Below are 16,005 nucleotides of genomic sequence, written 5' to 3'. Positions count from 1 at the left end.
CAACGCCATTGCCGAAAGGGGATGGCGTTTTTTTAGGAATAAACTAAACGCCAACCGGCACAGCGGAGCGCACCTCCCGCTCGATGTTGGCCACCATACGACGAAACAGCAAAGTATGGGCCGGCAACATGGCCCACCAGTAGAGCAGGCCCAAGGCACCAGCCGGATACCACCAACACTGCAGAGTCAGCCGGGTCCCCGACGCCACGGGGAGCAGCTCAAAGGTGAGGCCGCCCATGCCTGGCGCCTTCATCCCAAATAGCAGGGTGAGACGCCGCCCTGGTTTGAGCTGAGCCACGGTCCAGGAATCGATACGGTCCCCCTCTTTGAGCTCGTTTGGATCCGGCCGGAAATAGTTCATCCCCTCACCGCCCAGCAGGGCATCCATCGCTTCACGTATCCGCCATAACCCGTCGAAGGCGAAGTAGCGCCTGGGGCCACCTATGGAGGCGACCACCGCCCACACCTGCTCTCTGCTTGCATCGATCACCGCACTGGCACCGTCACTCTTGGGATAGAAGGCATGATGGGGCTGCCAATGCTGTTGCAGTACAGACGCCAGACTCGGAGTGGCCGCGATAACCTGCGCTCTCTCCCTGGCCAGGGCCCACTCCAGGGCCTGTTCAAAGTCCAGCTGCTGTCGAGGCAGCAGGGGCTTAAGGGTATCCTCCGCCAGCAGATCCTGCTTTAAGCCCCCCACCAGGGCTTGGGCGATCCCGATGGGCACCGAAGTGATCCAGCGCAGCCAGCGCGCCGAAAGGCCCGGGCTGAGCAGGGGCACCGGCAAGATCCGCACTTTGCGCCCCAGCTTTGCGGCAAAGCGACGGATCTGTGCCTCATAGCTCAGCACTTGCGGACCACAGACGGTGTAACGATGAGACCGAGCCTCCGGGCATTTCATCACCCCCACCAGGTAATGCAGCAGATCCGGCAGGGCGATAGGTGCCATGCGCGAACGTACCCAGCGCGGCGTGATCATCACCGGCAGGTGGTAGACCAGATCCCTCATCACCTCGAACGCTGCTGAGCCTGGGCCGATGATCACCGGCGCCCCGATCTCGGTCACAGGTACCGAGCCAGATCGCAACGCGTCACCGGTCGCACTGCGACTGCGCAGATGCGTCGAGTGCGCCCCCTCAGGATGCAGCGCGCCCAGGTAGATGATCTGCTCCACACCGGCATCCGATGCCGCACTTGCCAGGTTTCTGGCCCCCTGCGCTTCCCGTTGCTCGAACCCCGCCCCCTCGGTCATGCCGTGGATCAGGTAATAAACACAGGAGATCCCGTCCAGGGCGGGTCCAAGGCTCTGGGGTGCGAGCACGTCTGCCTGCACCGTCTCACAAGCCCAGTTGTGCTCCAGAAGCTGCGCAGGGTTACGTCCAGCGGCACGCACGGATATGCCACGCTTGATCAGTTCGGGGATCAGGTGGCTGCCCACGAAGCCGCTGGCGCCTAACACCAACACCTTTGCCATCACAGGTTCCTCTCCAATATCACTCGAACTGATACGCTCGAGAGCCCCTGGAGGATCATACGCTGGGCACAGCAACCATGAGGCTGATCAGTAGGCCGTAGCCCATTTATGCCCCCAGGCTTCCGGCAGGCGGGCCTGCTGCCAGGCTGACTGACACAGACTGCTGACGTCGTCCCACTCCTCTTTCAGCAACCACGCCACCAAAGCATCTCCCATCTGGGGGTAGCCGACAGGCTCGATCCCCGGGGTCTTCAACCACTGACGGATCCGCTGCGGTTGCAAGGTTTTGACGATCTCCGCCGCTCCCAACAGTTCCAACGCCATGGCATTGGAGAGCTGTTCAAACTGACCCTCAAGGGGCTTGAGCAGGAGTTTCTTACCCAGCACCAGGGCTTCGGAGACCAACTCAAACCCCGCCGAGCAGATCACCCCCTGGCAACGTGCCAACTCATGCTGAAAACCCTCCCGGCAGAAACCGTGCCACTGCACATTGCCCGGCAGGGCCTGAGTTGGTTTGCTGCCGTGAAACACGGCGAAATGCTGCTCCGGCAGCTGCGTCAGCAGGGCCAGGATCGCGTCGCTCTCCTCAAAGGGCAGGTAGATCAGCACCCGGTCACTGAGATCCTGCGAGGGCTCGATCGCCTCGATAAAGGGCGGCAACAGATCACAGCCAAAGTGGTGCCAGTGACAGCCCAGGGCAACCGTGGTCGGTGCAAAGTGCTTCATGATGGTACGGTTGAGCCAACTGTCACCGGTCACAGGTACCGGGTGGTTAAAGGCATTTTGGTGGCTGATCCCGATACAGGGCTTCCCCTGCAGTTTTGCCGCCCAGGCCGAGACCGGCTCGAAGTCATTGAGCACAAGATCGTAACGGCTCAGATCCAGTGCACGCAGATCTCGGTACCACTGCCACAAGCGGTTTTTCAATAGGGTTCGGCCCAGATCGATCCGACCCGCCCGAGTCGCAAAAGTCAGTCCTGACAGACACTGGAAGTCACCAAAATCTTCCATGTCGAAGAACCGCTCCCGAGGCCGACCGGAAAACAGGTAGTCCACCTCCACCCCCGCCCGGGCCAAAGCCGGTGCGAGCACCCGAGCCCGGGTCAGGTGGCCATTGCCGGTGCCCTGCACACCATAGAGGATCCGCATACCAATCTATCCTTATCCAGTATTAACAATCTTTGATCTACTGCGCCCAAGCCAGACCAAGCTGGGCAGCCCACAATCCCAACCCGGCACCGACCAGGATATCCAAGGGATAGTGCACCCCCAGCAACACTCGGGATAACCCCACCAGTGCCGCCCAACCATAGGCCAAGGGCGCCAGGGGTGGCCAATACCAGGCCAGTAATGTGGCAAACAGAAAGGCGGCGGCGCTGTGTCCCGAAGGCAAGCTGAACTTGTCGTGGGGATCAACGAAGGCGATCACACCCCCCATCACATGGCAGGGTCGGCCCCGCCTCAGACTGTTTTTCAACAGCCAGTAGAGCGGCAGCTCCAGTGCAAACGCCGCTCCCCCTGCCAGCAGGAAGGTCGCCCCCCGGTCGCCTCCTACCTCCCAAAGCAGCAGTGCCATCAGCAGGTAACCGGCACCATCACCGCTCAGGGAAAATCCTCGTGCGGCGGGCCGCCAAAATGGCGCACCGGGCAGACGCTGCAGTGCCACCATGGCCGCCCTATCCAATCGCTCGATCCTTTGCCACATAGATCCCCCTTTTGTCGTTCGGGGCTAAAGTTAGGTGGCACCGATGACAGGGGGGTGACAGTGCCGAGTCGCCACCATGACAGAGTGAAACATCCTAATGAGAGCACACCGCTTTTTCGATCAAAGCCGGTTTGTTCGCCCTAGGAGATTGCAATTCAATGGGTTTTAGCTAGTTTATTCCTGTCCGCGTCGTCCTGCGCCTCTCGGCGCACCCCAGCGATGAGAAACCTAGCAAGGAGCCTTCCATGCACTACAACACCTCAGAACTGTGCGATCTGTACGGTGATCAGATCGATGTCGTCGAGCCGCTTTTCAGCAACTTTGGTGGCTGCCCCTCCTTCGGGGGACAGCTCCACACAGTCAAATGCTTCGAGGATAACAGCGTCATCGCCGACGTCCTGGAGCAGGAGGGGGCCGGCAAGATCCTGCTGGTGGATGGCGGTGGGTCCCTCCGACGGGCCCTGATCGATGCCGACCTCGCTGAGCTGGCAGTTAAAAACCAGTGGGAGGGGTTGGTGATCTACGGCAGTGTCCGTGACGTCGACGCCCTGGAGGAGCTGGATATCGGGATCCTGGCCATGGCCTCCATTCCAGTCGGTGCCACGGCCTTAAACGAAGGTCAGGTCGATATCCCGGTCAACTTTGGTGGCGTGACCTTTATGCCGGGTGATCACCTCTATGCCGACAATACTGGCGTGATCCTGTCCGATGAGCCCCTGGATCTAGAGTGATGCTGCGGCCGTTGGATGCCACCGGCCTGGGCGCTCACCTGGTTCTGCGTCCGGGCGAGGTCCGCCTGGGTCAGCGGCTACAACTGCCTGTCCCCGGCCCCATTGAGGGGCAATTGCGTCATGCCCGGGCCCAGGGGGCACGCTTTGTCCTGCTGGGCGTCCCCGAAGATCTTGGCCCCCGCGCCAATCTCGGCCGTGGCGGCGCCGAGCAAGCCTGGCCCGCCTTCCTCGATGCCTTCGTGAACCTGCAAGCCAACTCACACTGTGATGGCAGAGAGTTTCTCCTCTGGGGGGAATTGACGGTGGCCGATCTGCGCCGTCAAGGAGAGGGGTTGGACCCGGATCGGGAGGATGATCTACGTCAGCTACGTCAACTGGTGACTCAGCTGGATCAACGACTTGCCCCCCTGATCGAGGCGATCGTTCGAGCCGGGTTGGAGCCCGTGGTGATTGGTGGCGGCCACAACAATGCCCTGCCGATCCTGATCGGGGCAGCCGCAGCCTTGGCACAGCCGATGGCCGTCATCAACCTGGATCCCCATGCCGACTTCCGCCGACCGGAAGGTCGACACAGTGGTAATGGCTTCCGCTATGCCTGGGATCTGGGTGTCCTGAGCCATTACCAGATCCTGGGCTTGCATGAACACAAAAACAGTGCGGAAAACTTGCAAACGCTCTACCAGAGAGGCGGTCGCTGGATCAGCTACCAGAGCCTGTGGCAAAAGCGGGAACTGACCTTGAGCGCGGCCCTGAGCCGACTGCTGGATCAGGTGCCCCCCAGGCAGCCCCTGGGACTGGAGCTGGATCTGGATGCCATCCAAGGGGCCCCAAGCTCGGCCCAGAGTGCCGCAGGCGTACCGGTCAACGACGCCTGCCACCTGATCTACCGCCTGGCTCGAGATCCCAGGGTGCGCTACCTGCATCTGGCTGAAGGGGCGCCTGGCTGTCACGCTTCGGGAGAGGAGCCGGGACGCAGAGAGATCGGCCAACTGCTGTGCGAGCTGGTCATGAGTTACCACGCTGGCCGCACCCGCCCCTGCCGGTAAACCCGTGTCGAACTAGTTCCCCGGCTCATCGTCGCCCGCAAATGGCCTTGGCGGAGCAACCGCAAAGCCCTGGACCCCGTCGACCCCCATCTGCCATAAGTGGTCGGCCAACATCGGATCTTCCACCTGCTCCGCCACCACCTTGATCCCTCGACTGTGGGCCGCTGAGATCATCAGCTCCACCAGATCCGTCTGTTGCGTGTCACTGAGCAGGATCCGGGTATAGCCGGGATCGAGCTTGATCCCATACAGGCCAGGCCGGGCCACCAATACCATCCCAGAAGGGGTCGTATGATCCAGCCAGATCCGGCACCCGAGATCCGCCAGGGTGCGGATAAACGCCCGGGTACGATCGCCGTCCATCAGGAAGGCCCGCTCCGGCACCTCGATACCCAGGGTGTCCCAATAGCCATCGAGGCGCTGGCACAGCTGTGCCAGGAACCCAGGATCGAGCACAGATTCGGCGGTCAGGTTGCAGGTCAGCCGTCCTATCTCAGGGTAGGAGCGCAGTCGTTGGATCGCCCCATCCAGGATCATCAGATCCAGCTGTTGATGACTTTGCTGTCGGGCCGCCAGCGCCATAACAGGACCCGGCCCGATCCAGCGTCGCCCATCATAAAACCGGGCCAGAACCTCCTGGTGCAGGAGTGCCTTGCCGGGATCCTGGACCGCCTGCAACAACAGCCTGGGGGGCCGCTCCAATAGCTGAGACAAACAGCGGGTCTTCAACTCAAGCGCCTCTTGGGGGCTGTCTCCCTCCTGATCCAGGAGGAAGAGGCTCTCACCCTCCTGATCCAGCGCACTTGCCACCTGATGTTCCAGGCGGGATTCCAAGGTCTCCGGGCACTCCTCCAGCTGGTAGGCCGTTGCCACCATCAGCACCCGCTCGCCGCCAGCCAGGCGCACCGAGGCACTAAGACGATGACGCAACTTCCCCTCCATCTGACGCACCTCCTCGGTGCTCATGCCGGGAAACAGCAGCATGAAATCGGCAAAGCCGGTGCGATAGGCCCGGGAGTGGGGCACCTGCAGGGTCATCGCCTTCAGGATGGAAGCCACCGCCCTCAACACCGACTGCTGGGCATCGATCCCCCCTTGCCGCTCGATCCTTTCCAGCCCCACCAGGTGGAGGCGGGCAACCACGCCATCGCCCAACTCCCGATCCCTGAGCAGCAGGGCCAGGCGCTGACGGCCCCGCTTCAGGTTGCCCAATCCCGTCTCCTCGTCCATTTGGGTCTGGGCTTGCAACCGCTCCATGCGTCGGCACTGCTCCTTAAACATTGCCTCGGAGTTGTCTACCATCAGGTTCATGGTCTCCACCAAAGAACGTAATTCCCTGATCTGGGGCAGGTGCGTCTGCTTCAAGTAGCGGTGGTGCCTCAATCCCCTGGCCTGACTCTCCGCCAAGCGTAATGGTGCCAACAGGCGTCGCAGGACATAGCTGCCGATCAGGGCACAGATCAGGGCGAGGATCGCACTGAACCACAAGGCGCGCTGGCTGATCTGCCACAGGTATTCGTGGGCCCGCACCACGCTGGCCTGGATCTTCAGATGCGCCACCAGGCGCCAGCCGGCATTGATCTGACTGGCGGCAACCGGGGCATCCAGGGGAAAGAGCTGGCGAAACCATCCCGGCGAACCCGCCTCACTGGCCCCACTCTGGCGCAGGATCTCATGGGCCCCATCCAGGCTGTTTAACTCAATCTGCTGGTATGCGCCTCGATCGAAGATGCTATCCACCATAGAGCCGGCCAACACCCAGTCATCCCCCGCCAGCACCGGCGACAGGGACAAGCCCAGGGAGGTGGCCGTATCCTGGGCATGGCTGGCCAACTGTTCATTAAGAAACTGCTGACTGCCCCTCAGGTACAGCCAAACGCTGGCCCCAGACAGGGTGCCGATCAACAACACCATGGCCAACACCAAGAGTCGATACAGGCTCATTTTTCACCCTCCAGGGCCAAGCGTGATAAGAGATCGCCCCATAATTCGACGCCACTCTCACCTGTCTTCAGTCGAACCCCTTGATCAAATGCCCGGGCCTTCCACAGCCCTTCGGCATTGAAGCTGTAGACAGGGATCAGATCAGGGCGTTGCTCGCCAGTCTTGATCCCGTTGATCAGGTTATCCAGCACCAGAGGCATGGCATCTGGCCTGGGCAGGTACAGGAGCACCATGTGGGCCTGATTAAGCTCAACCGCCTTGGCGTACATCAGGCGCAATTTTTCTGGTGAGATCCCCAGGATCCGCAGGGTAAAGTATTTGGCGATGACAAAATCCTCGCAGTCGCCGCCACCACTGGCCACCATCTCCAGAGGCGTAGCCCAGTAATCGGCCATCCCCCAGTGCTCCTGATCGGACACAAACCTGAGTTGGTTGAAATAACTGTTCACCCGCTCAAGGGCCTGGCTGTCGTCGGGATCCAGGGCAAGCTGCTCCAGCAGAAACTGCTCCAGTGCCTGGACCCGCAGGCGCCCTTCGGCCCCAAATCGCCGCTCCAGGATGTCGAGCCGCTCTGAGGTAAAGTAGCGGCGCCATGGCAGTTGAGGCCCCTCTTCCGCCGGCAGGGGGGCCACCAGAAGGAGTAAGCAAAGATGCACAAGTAATCGTGTCTTCACAGCCGGGAGGCAAGACTGAAAACACGAGACATACCCTTCATTTATCCACCTCAAACCTTTCATCAAGGGACATTTCTGTTGGTCGAGTTAAAGTGTAGACTGTGGCCAACTTCGAGGATTGTATTGATAGGACCCGATCATGGCCGACGGCGGTGACAACAAAACCCATTTTGGCTACCAGCAGGTAGAGAGTGACAAGAAAGCGGAGATGGTGGCAGATGTATTCCACTCCGTGGCATCCAAGTATGACCTGATGAACGACGTCATGTCTTTCGGTGTCCATCGTTACTGGAAGCGCTTTACCATCGAGTGCGCTGCCGCCCGCCCTGGCATGAAAGTGCTGGACCTGGCCGGGGGCACGGGGGATCTCACCGCCAAGTTTTCCCACTTGGTGGGTGATACCGGTGAAGTGGTCCTGGCAGACATCAACGACTCCATGCTCAAGGTCGGCCGCGCCAAGCTGCAGGACAACGGCATCGTCGGCAACGTCAACTATGTCCAGGCCAATGCCGAAGCCCTGCCGTTCCCGGACAACCATTTCGATATCATCACCATCGCCTTTGGCCTGCGCAATGTTACCGATAAGGCCAAGGCCCTGCGCTCCATGCAACGGGTACTCAAGCCCGGTGGCAAACTCCTGGTACTGGAGTTCTCCAAACCGCAAAACGCCCTGATGCAGAAGGCCTACGACTTCTACAGCTTCAAGGTGATCCCTCAGATGGGCGGCATGATTGCCGGCGACAAGGAGTCCTACCTCTACCTGTCCGAGTCGATCCGGGTGCATCCGGACCAGGAAACCCTGAAGACCATGATGTTGGAATCTGGCTTCGATCAGGCCGACTACGTCAACATGACCAATGGCGTAGTCGCCCTGCACCGCGGTTACAAGTTTTAAGGAACCAGGCTCAGGCCAATAGGAAGGCGATGCGTATAGCAACCTTGGTGGCAGGGGCGCTGGAAACAGCCCTGGCAGCCCTGTTGAAACACCACCCGGATCCGACCCCCCTGGCGCATTGGCAAGGCCAGGTGGTTCGACTTCAGCTGGCTGAACTGCCCTTTCCCCTCTACCTGCTGCTGACCGATCCCATTCAGATCTACAGCCGCTATGAGGGTGCCGTCAGCTGCGAGCTGCAGCTGGGGCTGGCCACCCTCACTCGCCTTCGGGGCGACGAGCCTCTCTCGACCCTGATCGGCAGCGGCGCCCTGGAGATCCAGGGCGACATGCAGCTGGCCGGGAAACTGGCCGCCATGCTGGGGGCCATCGAACCGGATCTGGCCGCTGTGCTCAGCCCCCTGGTGGGGGACGGCATGGCCCACAGGATCGACACCCTGGGCCGTACCCTGCTGCACGGGGGCCAGGACCAACTGGCCCGCCTGCAGAGCCATGGCAGCACCCTGTTGCACGAAGAGCTGCGCCTGGCACCGGTCCGGGAGGAACTGGCCCAGTTTGCCGACCAGGTTTCGGCCCTGGAGCGGCGCGTCGCGCGCCTGGTTTCCCGGCTCGAGCAGAAGGAGCGCCAATCATGAGCCTGACCGCCCTGCGTCGCGGCCTTCGCATCCTCACCATCGCCCGTCAATATGCGCTTATCGATCTGCTCCCAGCGCAGAGCTGCCCAGCGCCCCTACGCTGGCTCGATCGGGCCCTGTTCTTCCTGCCCCGCCAGGCGAAGGATCAGACTCAGGAGCAGCGCCTGAACCTGGCCCTGCAGGCATTGGGCCCTGTCTTTATCAAGTTTGGTCAGATGTTGTCGACCCGGCGAGACCTGTTGCCCGACGCCCTGGCCGAAACCTTGGCAAAGCTACAGGACCAAGTGCCTCCCTTTTGTTCCGAACAGGCCCTGACGCAGATTGAACAGGCCCTGGGCAGCCCAGTCGATCAGCACTTCGACGACTTTGATGCCACGCCGCTGGCTTCCGCCTCGGTCGCCCAGATCCATACGGCTCGGCTGAAAACGAGCGGCGAAGAAGTCGTGCTGAAGGTGATCCGCCCCGGGATCCGCGCCGTGATCGAATCGGATCTGGCCCTGATGGGCCTGGTCGCCCGCCTGCTGCAGGCCAGCCGCCATGGTGCCCGGCTGCAGCCGATTGCCGTCATCGATGACTACCGTCGCACCATCCTGGCGGAGCTGGATCTGCAGCGCGAAGCGGACAACGCCATGCAGTTAAAGGCCAACTTCGAGGGCTCAGATGCCCTCTATGTACCCAGGACCTACCCCGAGTTCAGCCACCCCCAACTGATGGTGATGGAGCGGATCTACGGGATCCCGGTGACGGATCTGGCGGCCCTTGAGGCCCAGGGCACCAATATGAAACGCCTGGCCGAACGGGGCGTGGAGGTGTTCTTTACTCAGGTATTCCGCGACAATTTCTTCCACGCCGACATGCATCCGGGCAACATCTTTGTCTCCCGGGAGCGACCCGAGGATCCCCACTATATCGGCATCGACTGTGGCATCGTCGGCCGCCTGTCCGAGCAGGATAAACGGGACATGGCGGCGATCTTCCTGGCGTTTTTCAATCACGATTACCGCCAACTGGCGCAGATCTTCCTGACCACGGGATGGGTGAATGCCGGCGCCGATCTGGTGGAGTTCGAGTACGCCCTGCGCAAGGTGTTTCAACCGCTGGAAAACAAGCCGCTGAACGAGATCAGCTTCGGCACCGTACTGGTGCAGCTGTTTCGCACCGCCCACCAGTTCGGTATGGTGGTCAAGCCTCAGCTGGTTTTGCTGGAGAAGACCCTGCTCTATATCGAGGGCCTGGGTCGACAGCTCTACCCCCAGCTGGATCTCTGGGCCACCGCCAAACCCTTCCTCGAGCAATGGATGGTGGAGCAGCGCAGCCCCCAGAGTCAGCTGAAGCGGCTTAAACAGGCGGCCCCACAACTGGCCGAACAACTGCCGGAGGTACCGCAACTGTTGCACGACAACCTGTTGCTGGGGCGCAACCTGCTGAGCAATCCGGGTCAACTGATGGAACGCTATATCGCCGAGCGCCGGCGCCAACATACAAGCAACCTGATTTTTGCCACCGGCGGGGTTTTGGTGATCTCAAGCACAATCTTGCTTGGCAAAACCCTTACAATCTGGCCTTCTGTTACTCTGGCAGGGGCTGGCACACTGGCCTGGCTGGTGAGCTGGCAGATTAGGCAACCGTGAGTAAGACGCGGTACACTGGATTTTTAAAACCGATGCAAAGCGTCGGAACACACTGAAACATAGGAGCCATCATGGGCAATTTTGGTATCTGGCAACTTCTGATCGTTGCACTTATCGTTGTTCTGCTGTTCGGAACCAAAAAGCTGCGCGGGATCGGCAGTGACTTGGGCGGTGCCGTGAAAGGCTTCAAGAACGCCATGTCCGAAGAGAAGGCTGAAGAGCAAAAGTCACTGGAGAACGGTGACAAGGCCGAGCGCAGCGCGGCAGAGAAGACCGAGCAGAAAGACAAAGAGCAGGCCTAACTCCTATGCTCGATGGATTCGGCTTTTTCGAGCTTCTGATCATCGCGGTATTGGGCTTGGTGGTCCTGGGACCGGAGCGTCTGCCGGTGGCCGTCCGCACCATCTCTGGCTGGGTCCGTACCATCAAGAGAATGGCGGGCTCGGTTAAAACGGAGCTGGAGCAGGAACTGAAGATCGAGCAACTCCATGCCGATCTGAAGAAAGCCGAAGCCAAGGGCCTCAAGGATCTGGATCCGGACCTGCAAAAGTCCATTGAGGAACTGCGCAGCGCGGCCGACTCCGTCACCCGCAGCTACGACACACCGACCCAAGGTACCAGCTCCCCTTCCGAGGTGGAGCCGGCCGATGCCCCCAGGGCATCCGCTCCCAAACCGACCGCTGAAGCCAAAGCGAAAGAATAATTATGTCAGAGCAGCAACCACTTATCAGCCATTTGATGGAGCTGAGAACCCGGCTGATGCACGCCTTTGGCTCAGTGTTCGCCGTGTTTTTTGCCATCGCCTACTGGTCGAACGACATCTACCACTATCTCTCCAAGCCGCTGCTGTCGGTGATGCCTGAGAGTGCGTCGATGATCGCCACCGATGTGGCGTCGCCCTTTTTTGCCCCCTTTAAGCTGACTCTGGTGGTGGCCTTCTTTATCGCCATCCCCTACGTGCTGTACCAGATCTGGGCCTTCGTCGCGCCGGGGCTGTACAAGCATGAAAAGCGTCTGGTGACCCCCCTGCTGATCTCCAGCACCCTGCTGTTTTATGCCGGGATCGCCTTTGCCTACTTCGCGGTGTTTCCCGTGGTGTTCGGCTTCTTCACCAGCGTGGCCCCGGAAGGGGTTCAGGTGGCTACGGACATCAACAGCTACCTGAACTTCGTGCTTAAGCTGTTCTTTGCCTTTGGCCTTGCCTTTGAGATCCCCATTGCCGTGCTCCTGCTGTGCTGGAGTGGCGCCACCACGGTGGAGAGCCTGAAGACCAAGCGACCCTATATCGTGGTCGGAGCCTTTGTCATCGGCATGGCGCTGACCCCACCAGATGTGATCTCCCAGACCATGCTGGCCGTCCCCATGCTGTTGCTGTTTGAGGGGGGCCTCCTGTTCGCACGGATCTACACCCCCAAACAGGACGAAGAGGAAGCATAGGGGATCAGGCAGCCCATACTGAAAACGGGTTTAAGGAAAAACCATGAGCCGATCCATTCTTGTGATCACCGCGCTGCTGCTGGGCAGTGCGGCCAACGCCTCCCCCCTGGGTTGCCAGGCACAGCCGGACGCCAAGGCCCGGCTGGCCTGTTATGACCAACTGGCCGACGCCATCGACCAGTGCCGCCGGCAGCAGGACCAGCTCGATCGCCTGCTCTGCTTTGATCAGCTGGTTGACGCCAGCCAGGCCCGCCTTCCCAACACCCAACACCAAGTTCCCTCAGGGACTGCCGCCCCCCAGGCCGAGTTTGGCCTGGCCCTAAAAGTCCACCCAGACCAGCCCACCCAGGTCCAGGGCCGGATCGTCGCGCTCAAGCGCGATCCCTACGACAAATGGACCCTGACTCTGGACAATGGCCAACGCTGGCGCCAGATCGAATCCCGCCGTTTTCGCCTGGCCATCGACGACCAGATCACCATTGAGAAAGGCGCGCTGGGCTCCTTCAACCTGAGCCGCCAGGGCAGCAACAGCAGCACCAAGGTCAAACGGATCGAATGAATGTCCTGACCGACATTGCCGTCAACCTGGCCGGCCAGCGCTTTGACCGGGATCGGGATGCCGTGGTGCAACGGGCCACCGATGCCGGGATCCATCGCCTGCTCTGCCTGGCCAGTGATCTGGAGGAAAGCCGTCGCTGCATCGAGCTGACACAGCAATACCCCAATGTCTATGCCACCGCCGGGGTACACCCCCACCATGCCAGCGGCTGGCACAGCGACAGTGACGCCCGGCTGCGCATCCTGGTGGCCCACGCCAAGGTTGTGGCCATCGGTGAGTGTGGCCTGGACTACAACCGGGACTACTCCCCACGTCCGGCCCAGCGCGCCGCCCTGGAGGCGCAACTGGCCCTGGCTGCCGAGCTGGGCAAGCCGGTGCTGCTGCATTGTCGCGAAGCCTATGAGGATCTCCTGCCACTGGTAGAGCGCTACCGGCCGGACCTGCCTGGGGCGGTACTGCACTGTTTTACCGGCACGGCTGACGAGCTCGATGCCGCCCTGGCATTGGATCTGCACATCGGGATCACCGGCTGGATCTGCGACGAACGCCGGGGCGACACGCTGCGCCAGCTGATCACCCGGATCCCGGCAAACCGCCTGTTGCTGGAAACCGACGCCCCCTACCTGCTGCCGCGAGATCTGCGCCCCAAACCCAAAAGCGGCCGCTGCGAGCCTGCCCACCTCAGGCACATCGCCCAGACGGTTGCACAACTACGGGGTGAGACCGAGAGCACCTTGTGTCGCCAGTGCGAAGCCAACGTCACCCAATTGTTTCCAATGTGATGACCGCCGTTTCAACGACACAGCATTTTGCTAATATGCGGCCATTGACCGAGCGTCCCACTTTCAAAGGAGTGCCTAGTGAGCCCAGTAACCGGAGCTTTTCCCCGCCGTCGTCCCCGTCGCATCCGTAAACACGACTTTTCCCGTCGTATGGTCGCCGAGAACACCCTGACCGCCGCCGATCTGATCTACCCCATGTTTGTGCTTGAAGGGAACGCCCGTCGTGAGGCCGTCCCCTCCATGCCTGGCGTCGAACGTCTCTCCATCGATCTCCTGCTGGAGGAAGCCTCCGAGCTGGTGGCCCTGGGCATTCCCGCCATCGCCCTGTTCCCCGTGACCCCGGCCGAGCTTAAGTCCCTGGATGCCGAAGAGGCCTACAACCCCGAGGGGTTGGCACAGAAAGCGGTACGGGCGCTCAAACGTCAGTTCCCGCAACTGGGTGTGATCACCGACGTGGCGCTGGATCCCTTTACCACCCATGGCCAGGATGGGATCATCGACGACGCAGGCTACATCCTCAACGACGTCACGACAGAGATCCTGGTCAAGCAGGCCCTCTCCCACGCAGAAGCGGGGGCCGATATGGTCGCCCCTTCCGACATGATGGATGGTCGGATCGGCGCGATCCGGGATGCCCTGGAGGCAGCCGGCTACCACAACACCCAGATCATGGCCTACTCAGCCAAATACTCCTCCAGCTTCTACGGTCCCTTCCGTGACGCCGTCGGCAGTGCCGGCAACCTGGGCTCGGGCAATAAACACACCTACCAGATGGATCCCGCCAATACGGATGAGGCGATCCAGGAGGTGGCCATGGACATCGAAGAGGGCGCCGATATGGTGATGGTCAAGCCCGGCATGCCCTATCTGGATGTGGTGCGCCGGGTCAAAACCGAGCTGCAGGTGCCCACCTTCGCCTACCAGGTCAGCGGCGAATACGCCATGCTCAAGGCCGCCAGCCAGAATGGCTGGCTGGACGAGCGCAAAGTGGTCCTGGAAGCCCTGCTCTGCTTCAAACGCGCCGGGGCCGACGGCGTACTGACCTATTTCGCCAAGGATGTAGCCCGCTGGCTGCAAGAGGGCTAGGCCTGACGGTAGACCCCGGTTCAAGCAAGTGCCGACTCGATCACGCTTTGAGTCATCGAGCGGCACCATGTCGCTGAAGCGCGGTCATACTAGCCGATGTCTCGTTTCTCAACTCTGTATAGGAAGTGCAATGAAGAAAGCCGTTTTAGCGGCCGTGCTCGGCCCGCTGTTTTTGCTCCCGGCTCACGCCACCGACAATGGCCAGGGTGGCTGTGGTTTTGAGGAGAATACCCAGGGCGGCCTGTTCGCGACCTGTGAAAAACAAGAAGAGGAGAAGAAGGAAGTGATCCTGACCGGCCTACTGGGCTTTGATGAACTGCGTCAACAGCCCGGCTACGAAGACAACTTCGCCGCCTATGACGCCGATGCCCAACTGGTGTCCTTCCTGGGCAAGATCACGACGCCCACTGAGTTGGTGGTGATCGTGGGTACCTGGTGTCCGGACTGCCACCGGGAGACCCCGCGCCTGGCGAAGATCCTGGCCGAAGCCAACAACCCGCACATCAGCGTCAAATACATCGGCATCGATCGCACCCGCACCGATCCCGAGGGTCTGGCCGCTGCCTATGACTTCCAGCGCATTCCCACCATCATGGTGCATCAGGGCGGTGAGGAGATCGGCCGTATCGTCGAATCTCCAAAGGTAACCCTGGAGCACGATCTGTTTAAGATCCTGCATCCGCACTAAATCATCGAGCAGGCAGACAGCAACGCGCCCCAGGGGGCGCGTTTTTTTGTTCTGGGATAAATGTGTCGGAATATGTCTACCTGTGAATGAATGTGTTTCTCAATCAACAAAACATGTGCATAAGCCACTGTTTTTATGCCCTAAGAGCCGCAGCTAGCGTTGCGGCCGGTCGCAATGGCTTACATCCCCACACAACTCCCTAACAGCAATTTTGCCGCAGTGGGCAAAGCTTGGAGAGCCTCCAATCAAGAATAGGGATCGACACCATGAGATCTGTGCTTATTGCGACCGTGCTGCTGGCCTGCGGGGCCGCTTCGGCCACCGAATTTATTGCCGCCGACAACACCCGTGAGACCCGCTTGTGTATGGCAGCCGCCACGGGCTCGCCCCTGAAGATGCACACCACCATCAAACATTCGGGTTATCGGATCAAGAACGTAGTCCGCGGGATCGCCTGCAACGACGAACCCATCAACTTCTTTGCGGCACGCTATAACCCGGATCAGCGCGTGGTCGATCGCCTAAACCGTCATGCCAAGGTCACAGCCGAAGTCGAGATCATCGATCTGTCCCAACGCGGCACCCTGGTGATCGGCGGACGAGCCAAGTAACCATTACCCCAACGACCGACGCCGCGCTCCGCGCGGCGTTTTTTTGTTCAGATTCACACTTTGTCTCCTTCCCTCTCGTTCGCTCCCCCATCGCCCACTATGATCGCCTT

The 16,005-nt window shown here is 60.7% G+C and carries 18 protein-coding genes; 13 read left to right on the top strand and 5 right to left on the bottom strand.

The genetic code is table 11. The annotated features are described in order from the left end of the window. Positions 1–43 precede the first annotated feature (43 nt). The 3 genes from AC2D8U_RS13830 to AC2D8U_RS13820 all read right to left on the bottom strand — a co-directional run bounded on the left by AC2D8U_RS13830 (position 44) and on the right by AC2D8U_RS13820 (position 3,179). Entirely contained in the window at positions 44–1,474 is a 1,431-nt protein-coding gene (locus AC2D8U_RS13830; RefSeq protein ID WP_484619653.1) for a DUF2867 domain-containing protein, read from the bottom strand. Between the two features lie 87 nt (positions 1,475–1,561). Further along, positions 1,562–2,623 carry an MJ1255/VC2487 family glycosyltransferase gene (locus AC2D8U_RS13825; RefSeq protein WP_484619652.1) on the bottom strand — a complete coding sequence of 354 codons (1,062 nt, stop codon included), beginning with the start codon at positions 2,621–2,623 and terminating at the stop codon, positions 1,562–1,564. A gap of 37 nt (positions 2,624–2,660) precedes the next feature. After that, a complete protein-coding gene (locus AC2D8U_RS13820) occupies positions 2,661–3,179 on the bottom strand; it encodes a phosphatase PAP2 family protein (RefSeq protein WP_484619651.1) in 519 nt (172 codons plus the stop codon). Between the two features lie 245 nt (positions 3,180–3,424). Here AC2D8U_RS13820 and rraA point away from each other — a divergent pair, with 245 nt between their 5' ends. Beyond that, on the top strand, positions 3,425–3,910 hold the full coding sequence (rraA, locus tag AC2D8U_RS13815; RefSeq protein ID WP_484619650.1) for a ribonuclease E activity regulator RraA: 486 nt from the start codon (positions 3,425–3,427) through the stop codon (positions 3,908–3,910). Continuing rightward, positions 3,910–4,956 (top strand): formimidoylglutamase, encoded by a 1,047-nt coding sequence (locus AC2D8U_RS13810; RefSeq protein WP_484619649.1) that lies wholly within the window; start codon positions 3,910–3,912, stop codon positions 4,954–4,956. The genes rraA and AC2D8U_RS13810 overlap by 1 nt, the downstream gene beginning before the upstream one ends. Positions 4,957–4,968: 12 nt before the next feature. On the opposite strand, the gene AC2D8U_RS13805 is transcribed toward AC2D8U_RS13810, so the two are convergent. Then, positions 4,969–6,900 carry a bifunctional diguanylate cyclase/phosphodiesterase gene (locus AC2D8U_RS13805; protein WP_484619648.1) on the bottom strand — a complete coding sequence of 644 codons (1,932 nt, stop codon included), beginning with the start codon at positions 6,898–6,900 and terminating at the stop codon, positions 4,969–4,971. Further along, positions 6,897–7,556 (bottom strand): transglutaminase-like cysteine peptidase, encoded by a 660-nt coding sequence (locus tag AC2D8U_RS13800; protein WP_484619647.1) that lies wholly within the window; start codon positions 7,554–7,556, stop codon positions 6,897–6,899. Before AC2D8U_RS13800 ends, AC2D8U_RS13805 begins: the two co-directional genes overlap by 4 nt. A gap of 157 nt (positions 7,557–7,713) precedes the next feature. Here AC2D8U_RS13800 and ubiE point away from each other — a divergent pair, with 157 nt between their 5' ends. The 11 genes from ubiE (at position 7,714) to AC2D8U_RS13745 (ending at position 15,895) form a co-directional block, all read left to right on the top strand. Next, complete coding sequence (gene ubiE / locus AC2D8U_RS13795; protein WP_484619646.1) at positions 7,714–8,469, top strand: bifunctional demethylmenaquinone methyltransferase/2-methoxy-6-polyprenyl-1,4-benzoquinol methylase UbiE; 756 nt, start codon at positions 7,714–7,716, stop codon at positions 8,467–8,469. A gap of 29 nt (positions 8,470–8,498) precedes the next feature. Further along, positions 8,499–9,101 (top strand): ubiquinone biosynthesis accessory factor UbiJ, encoded by a 603-nt coding sequence (locus tag AC2D8U_RS13790; RefSeq protein ID WP_484619645.1) that lies wholly within the window; start codon positions 8,499–8,501, stop codon positions 9,099–9,101. Continuing rightward, a complete protein-coding gene (gene ubiB, locus AC2D8U_RS13785) occupies positions 9,098–10,732 on the top strand; it encodes a ubiquinone biosynthesis regulatory protein kinase UbiB (RefSeq protein ID WP_484619644.1) in 1,635 nt (544 codons plus the stop codon). The genes AC2D8U_RS13790 and ubiB overlap by 4 nt, the downstream gene beginning before the upstream one ends. A 71-nt stretch (positions 10,733–10,803) precedes the next feature. Further along, a complete protein-coding gene (gene tatA / locus AC2D8U_RS13780; RefSeq protein WP_484619643.1) occupies positions 10,804–11,034 on the top strand; it encodes a Sec-independent protein translocase subunit TatA in 231 nt (76 codons plus the stop codon). Positions 11,035–11,039: 5 nt separating this feature from the next. Then, positions 11,040–11,435 (top strand): Sec-independent protein translocase protein TatB, encoded by a 396-nt coding sequence (gene tatB, locus AC2D8U_RS13775; RefSeq protein WP_484619642.1) that lies wholly within the window; start codon positions 11,040–11,042, stop codon positions 11,433–11,435. A 2-nt stretch (positions 11,436–11,437) separates the two neighbouring features. Beyond that, positions 11,438–12,169, top strand: coding sequence for a twin-arginine translocase subunit TatC (tatC, locus tag AC2D8U_RS13770; protein ID WP_484619641.1), 732 nt, complete (start codon positions 11,438–11,440; stop codon positions 12,167–12,169). Between the two features lie 43 nt (positions 12,170–12,212). Continuing rightward, on the top strand, positions 12,213–12,728 hold the full coding sequence (locus AC2D8U_RS13765; RefSeq protein ID WP_484619640.1) for a hypothetical protein: 516 nt from the start codon (positions 12,213–12,215) through the stop codon (positions 12,726–12,728). After that, the gene (locus AC2D8U_RS13760; protein WP_484619639.1) at positions 12,725–13,510 is read left to right on the top strand and encodes a TatD family hydrolase; all 786 of its coding nucleotides are present in this window, start codon (positions 12,725–12,727) and stop codon (positions 13,508–13,510) included. The genes AC2D8U_RS13765 and AC2D8U_RS13760 overlap by 4 nt, the downstream gene beginning before the upstream one ends. A 78-nt stretch (positions 13,511–13,588) precedes the next feature. Then, positions 13,589–14,596 carry a porphobilinogen synthase gene (gene hemB, locus AC2D8U_RS13755; protein ID WP_484619638.1) on the top strand — a complete coding sequence of 336 codons (1,008 nt, stop codon included), beginning with the start codon at positions 13,589–13,591 and terminating at the stop codon, positions 14,594–14,596. 130 nt (positions 14,597–14,726) lie between these two features. Next, entirely contained in the window at positions 14,727–15,284 is a 558-nt protein-coding gene (locus AC2D8U_RS13750; RefSeq protein WP_484619637.1) for a thioredoxin family protein, read from the top strand. Between the two features lie 266 nt (positions 15,285–15,550). Continuing rightward, positions 15,551–15,895 (top strand): DUF3718 domain-containing protein, encoded by a 345-nt coding sequence (locus AC2D8U_RS13745; protein ID WP_484619636.1) that lies wholly within the window; start codon positions 15,551–15,553, stop codon positions 15,893–15,895. Positions 15,896–16,005 lie beyond the last annotated feature (110 nt).

This window comes from Ferrimonas sp. YIN67, assembly GCF_057219095.1.
Note: the sequence above shows the minus strand (reverse complement) of the source record. Positions and strands in the feature narration are given on the sequence as shown.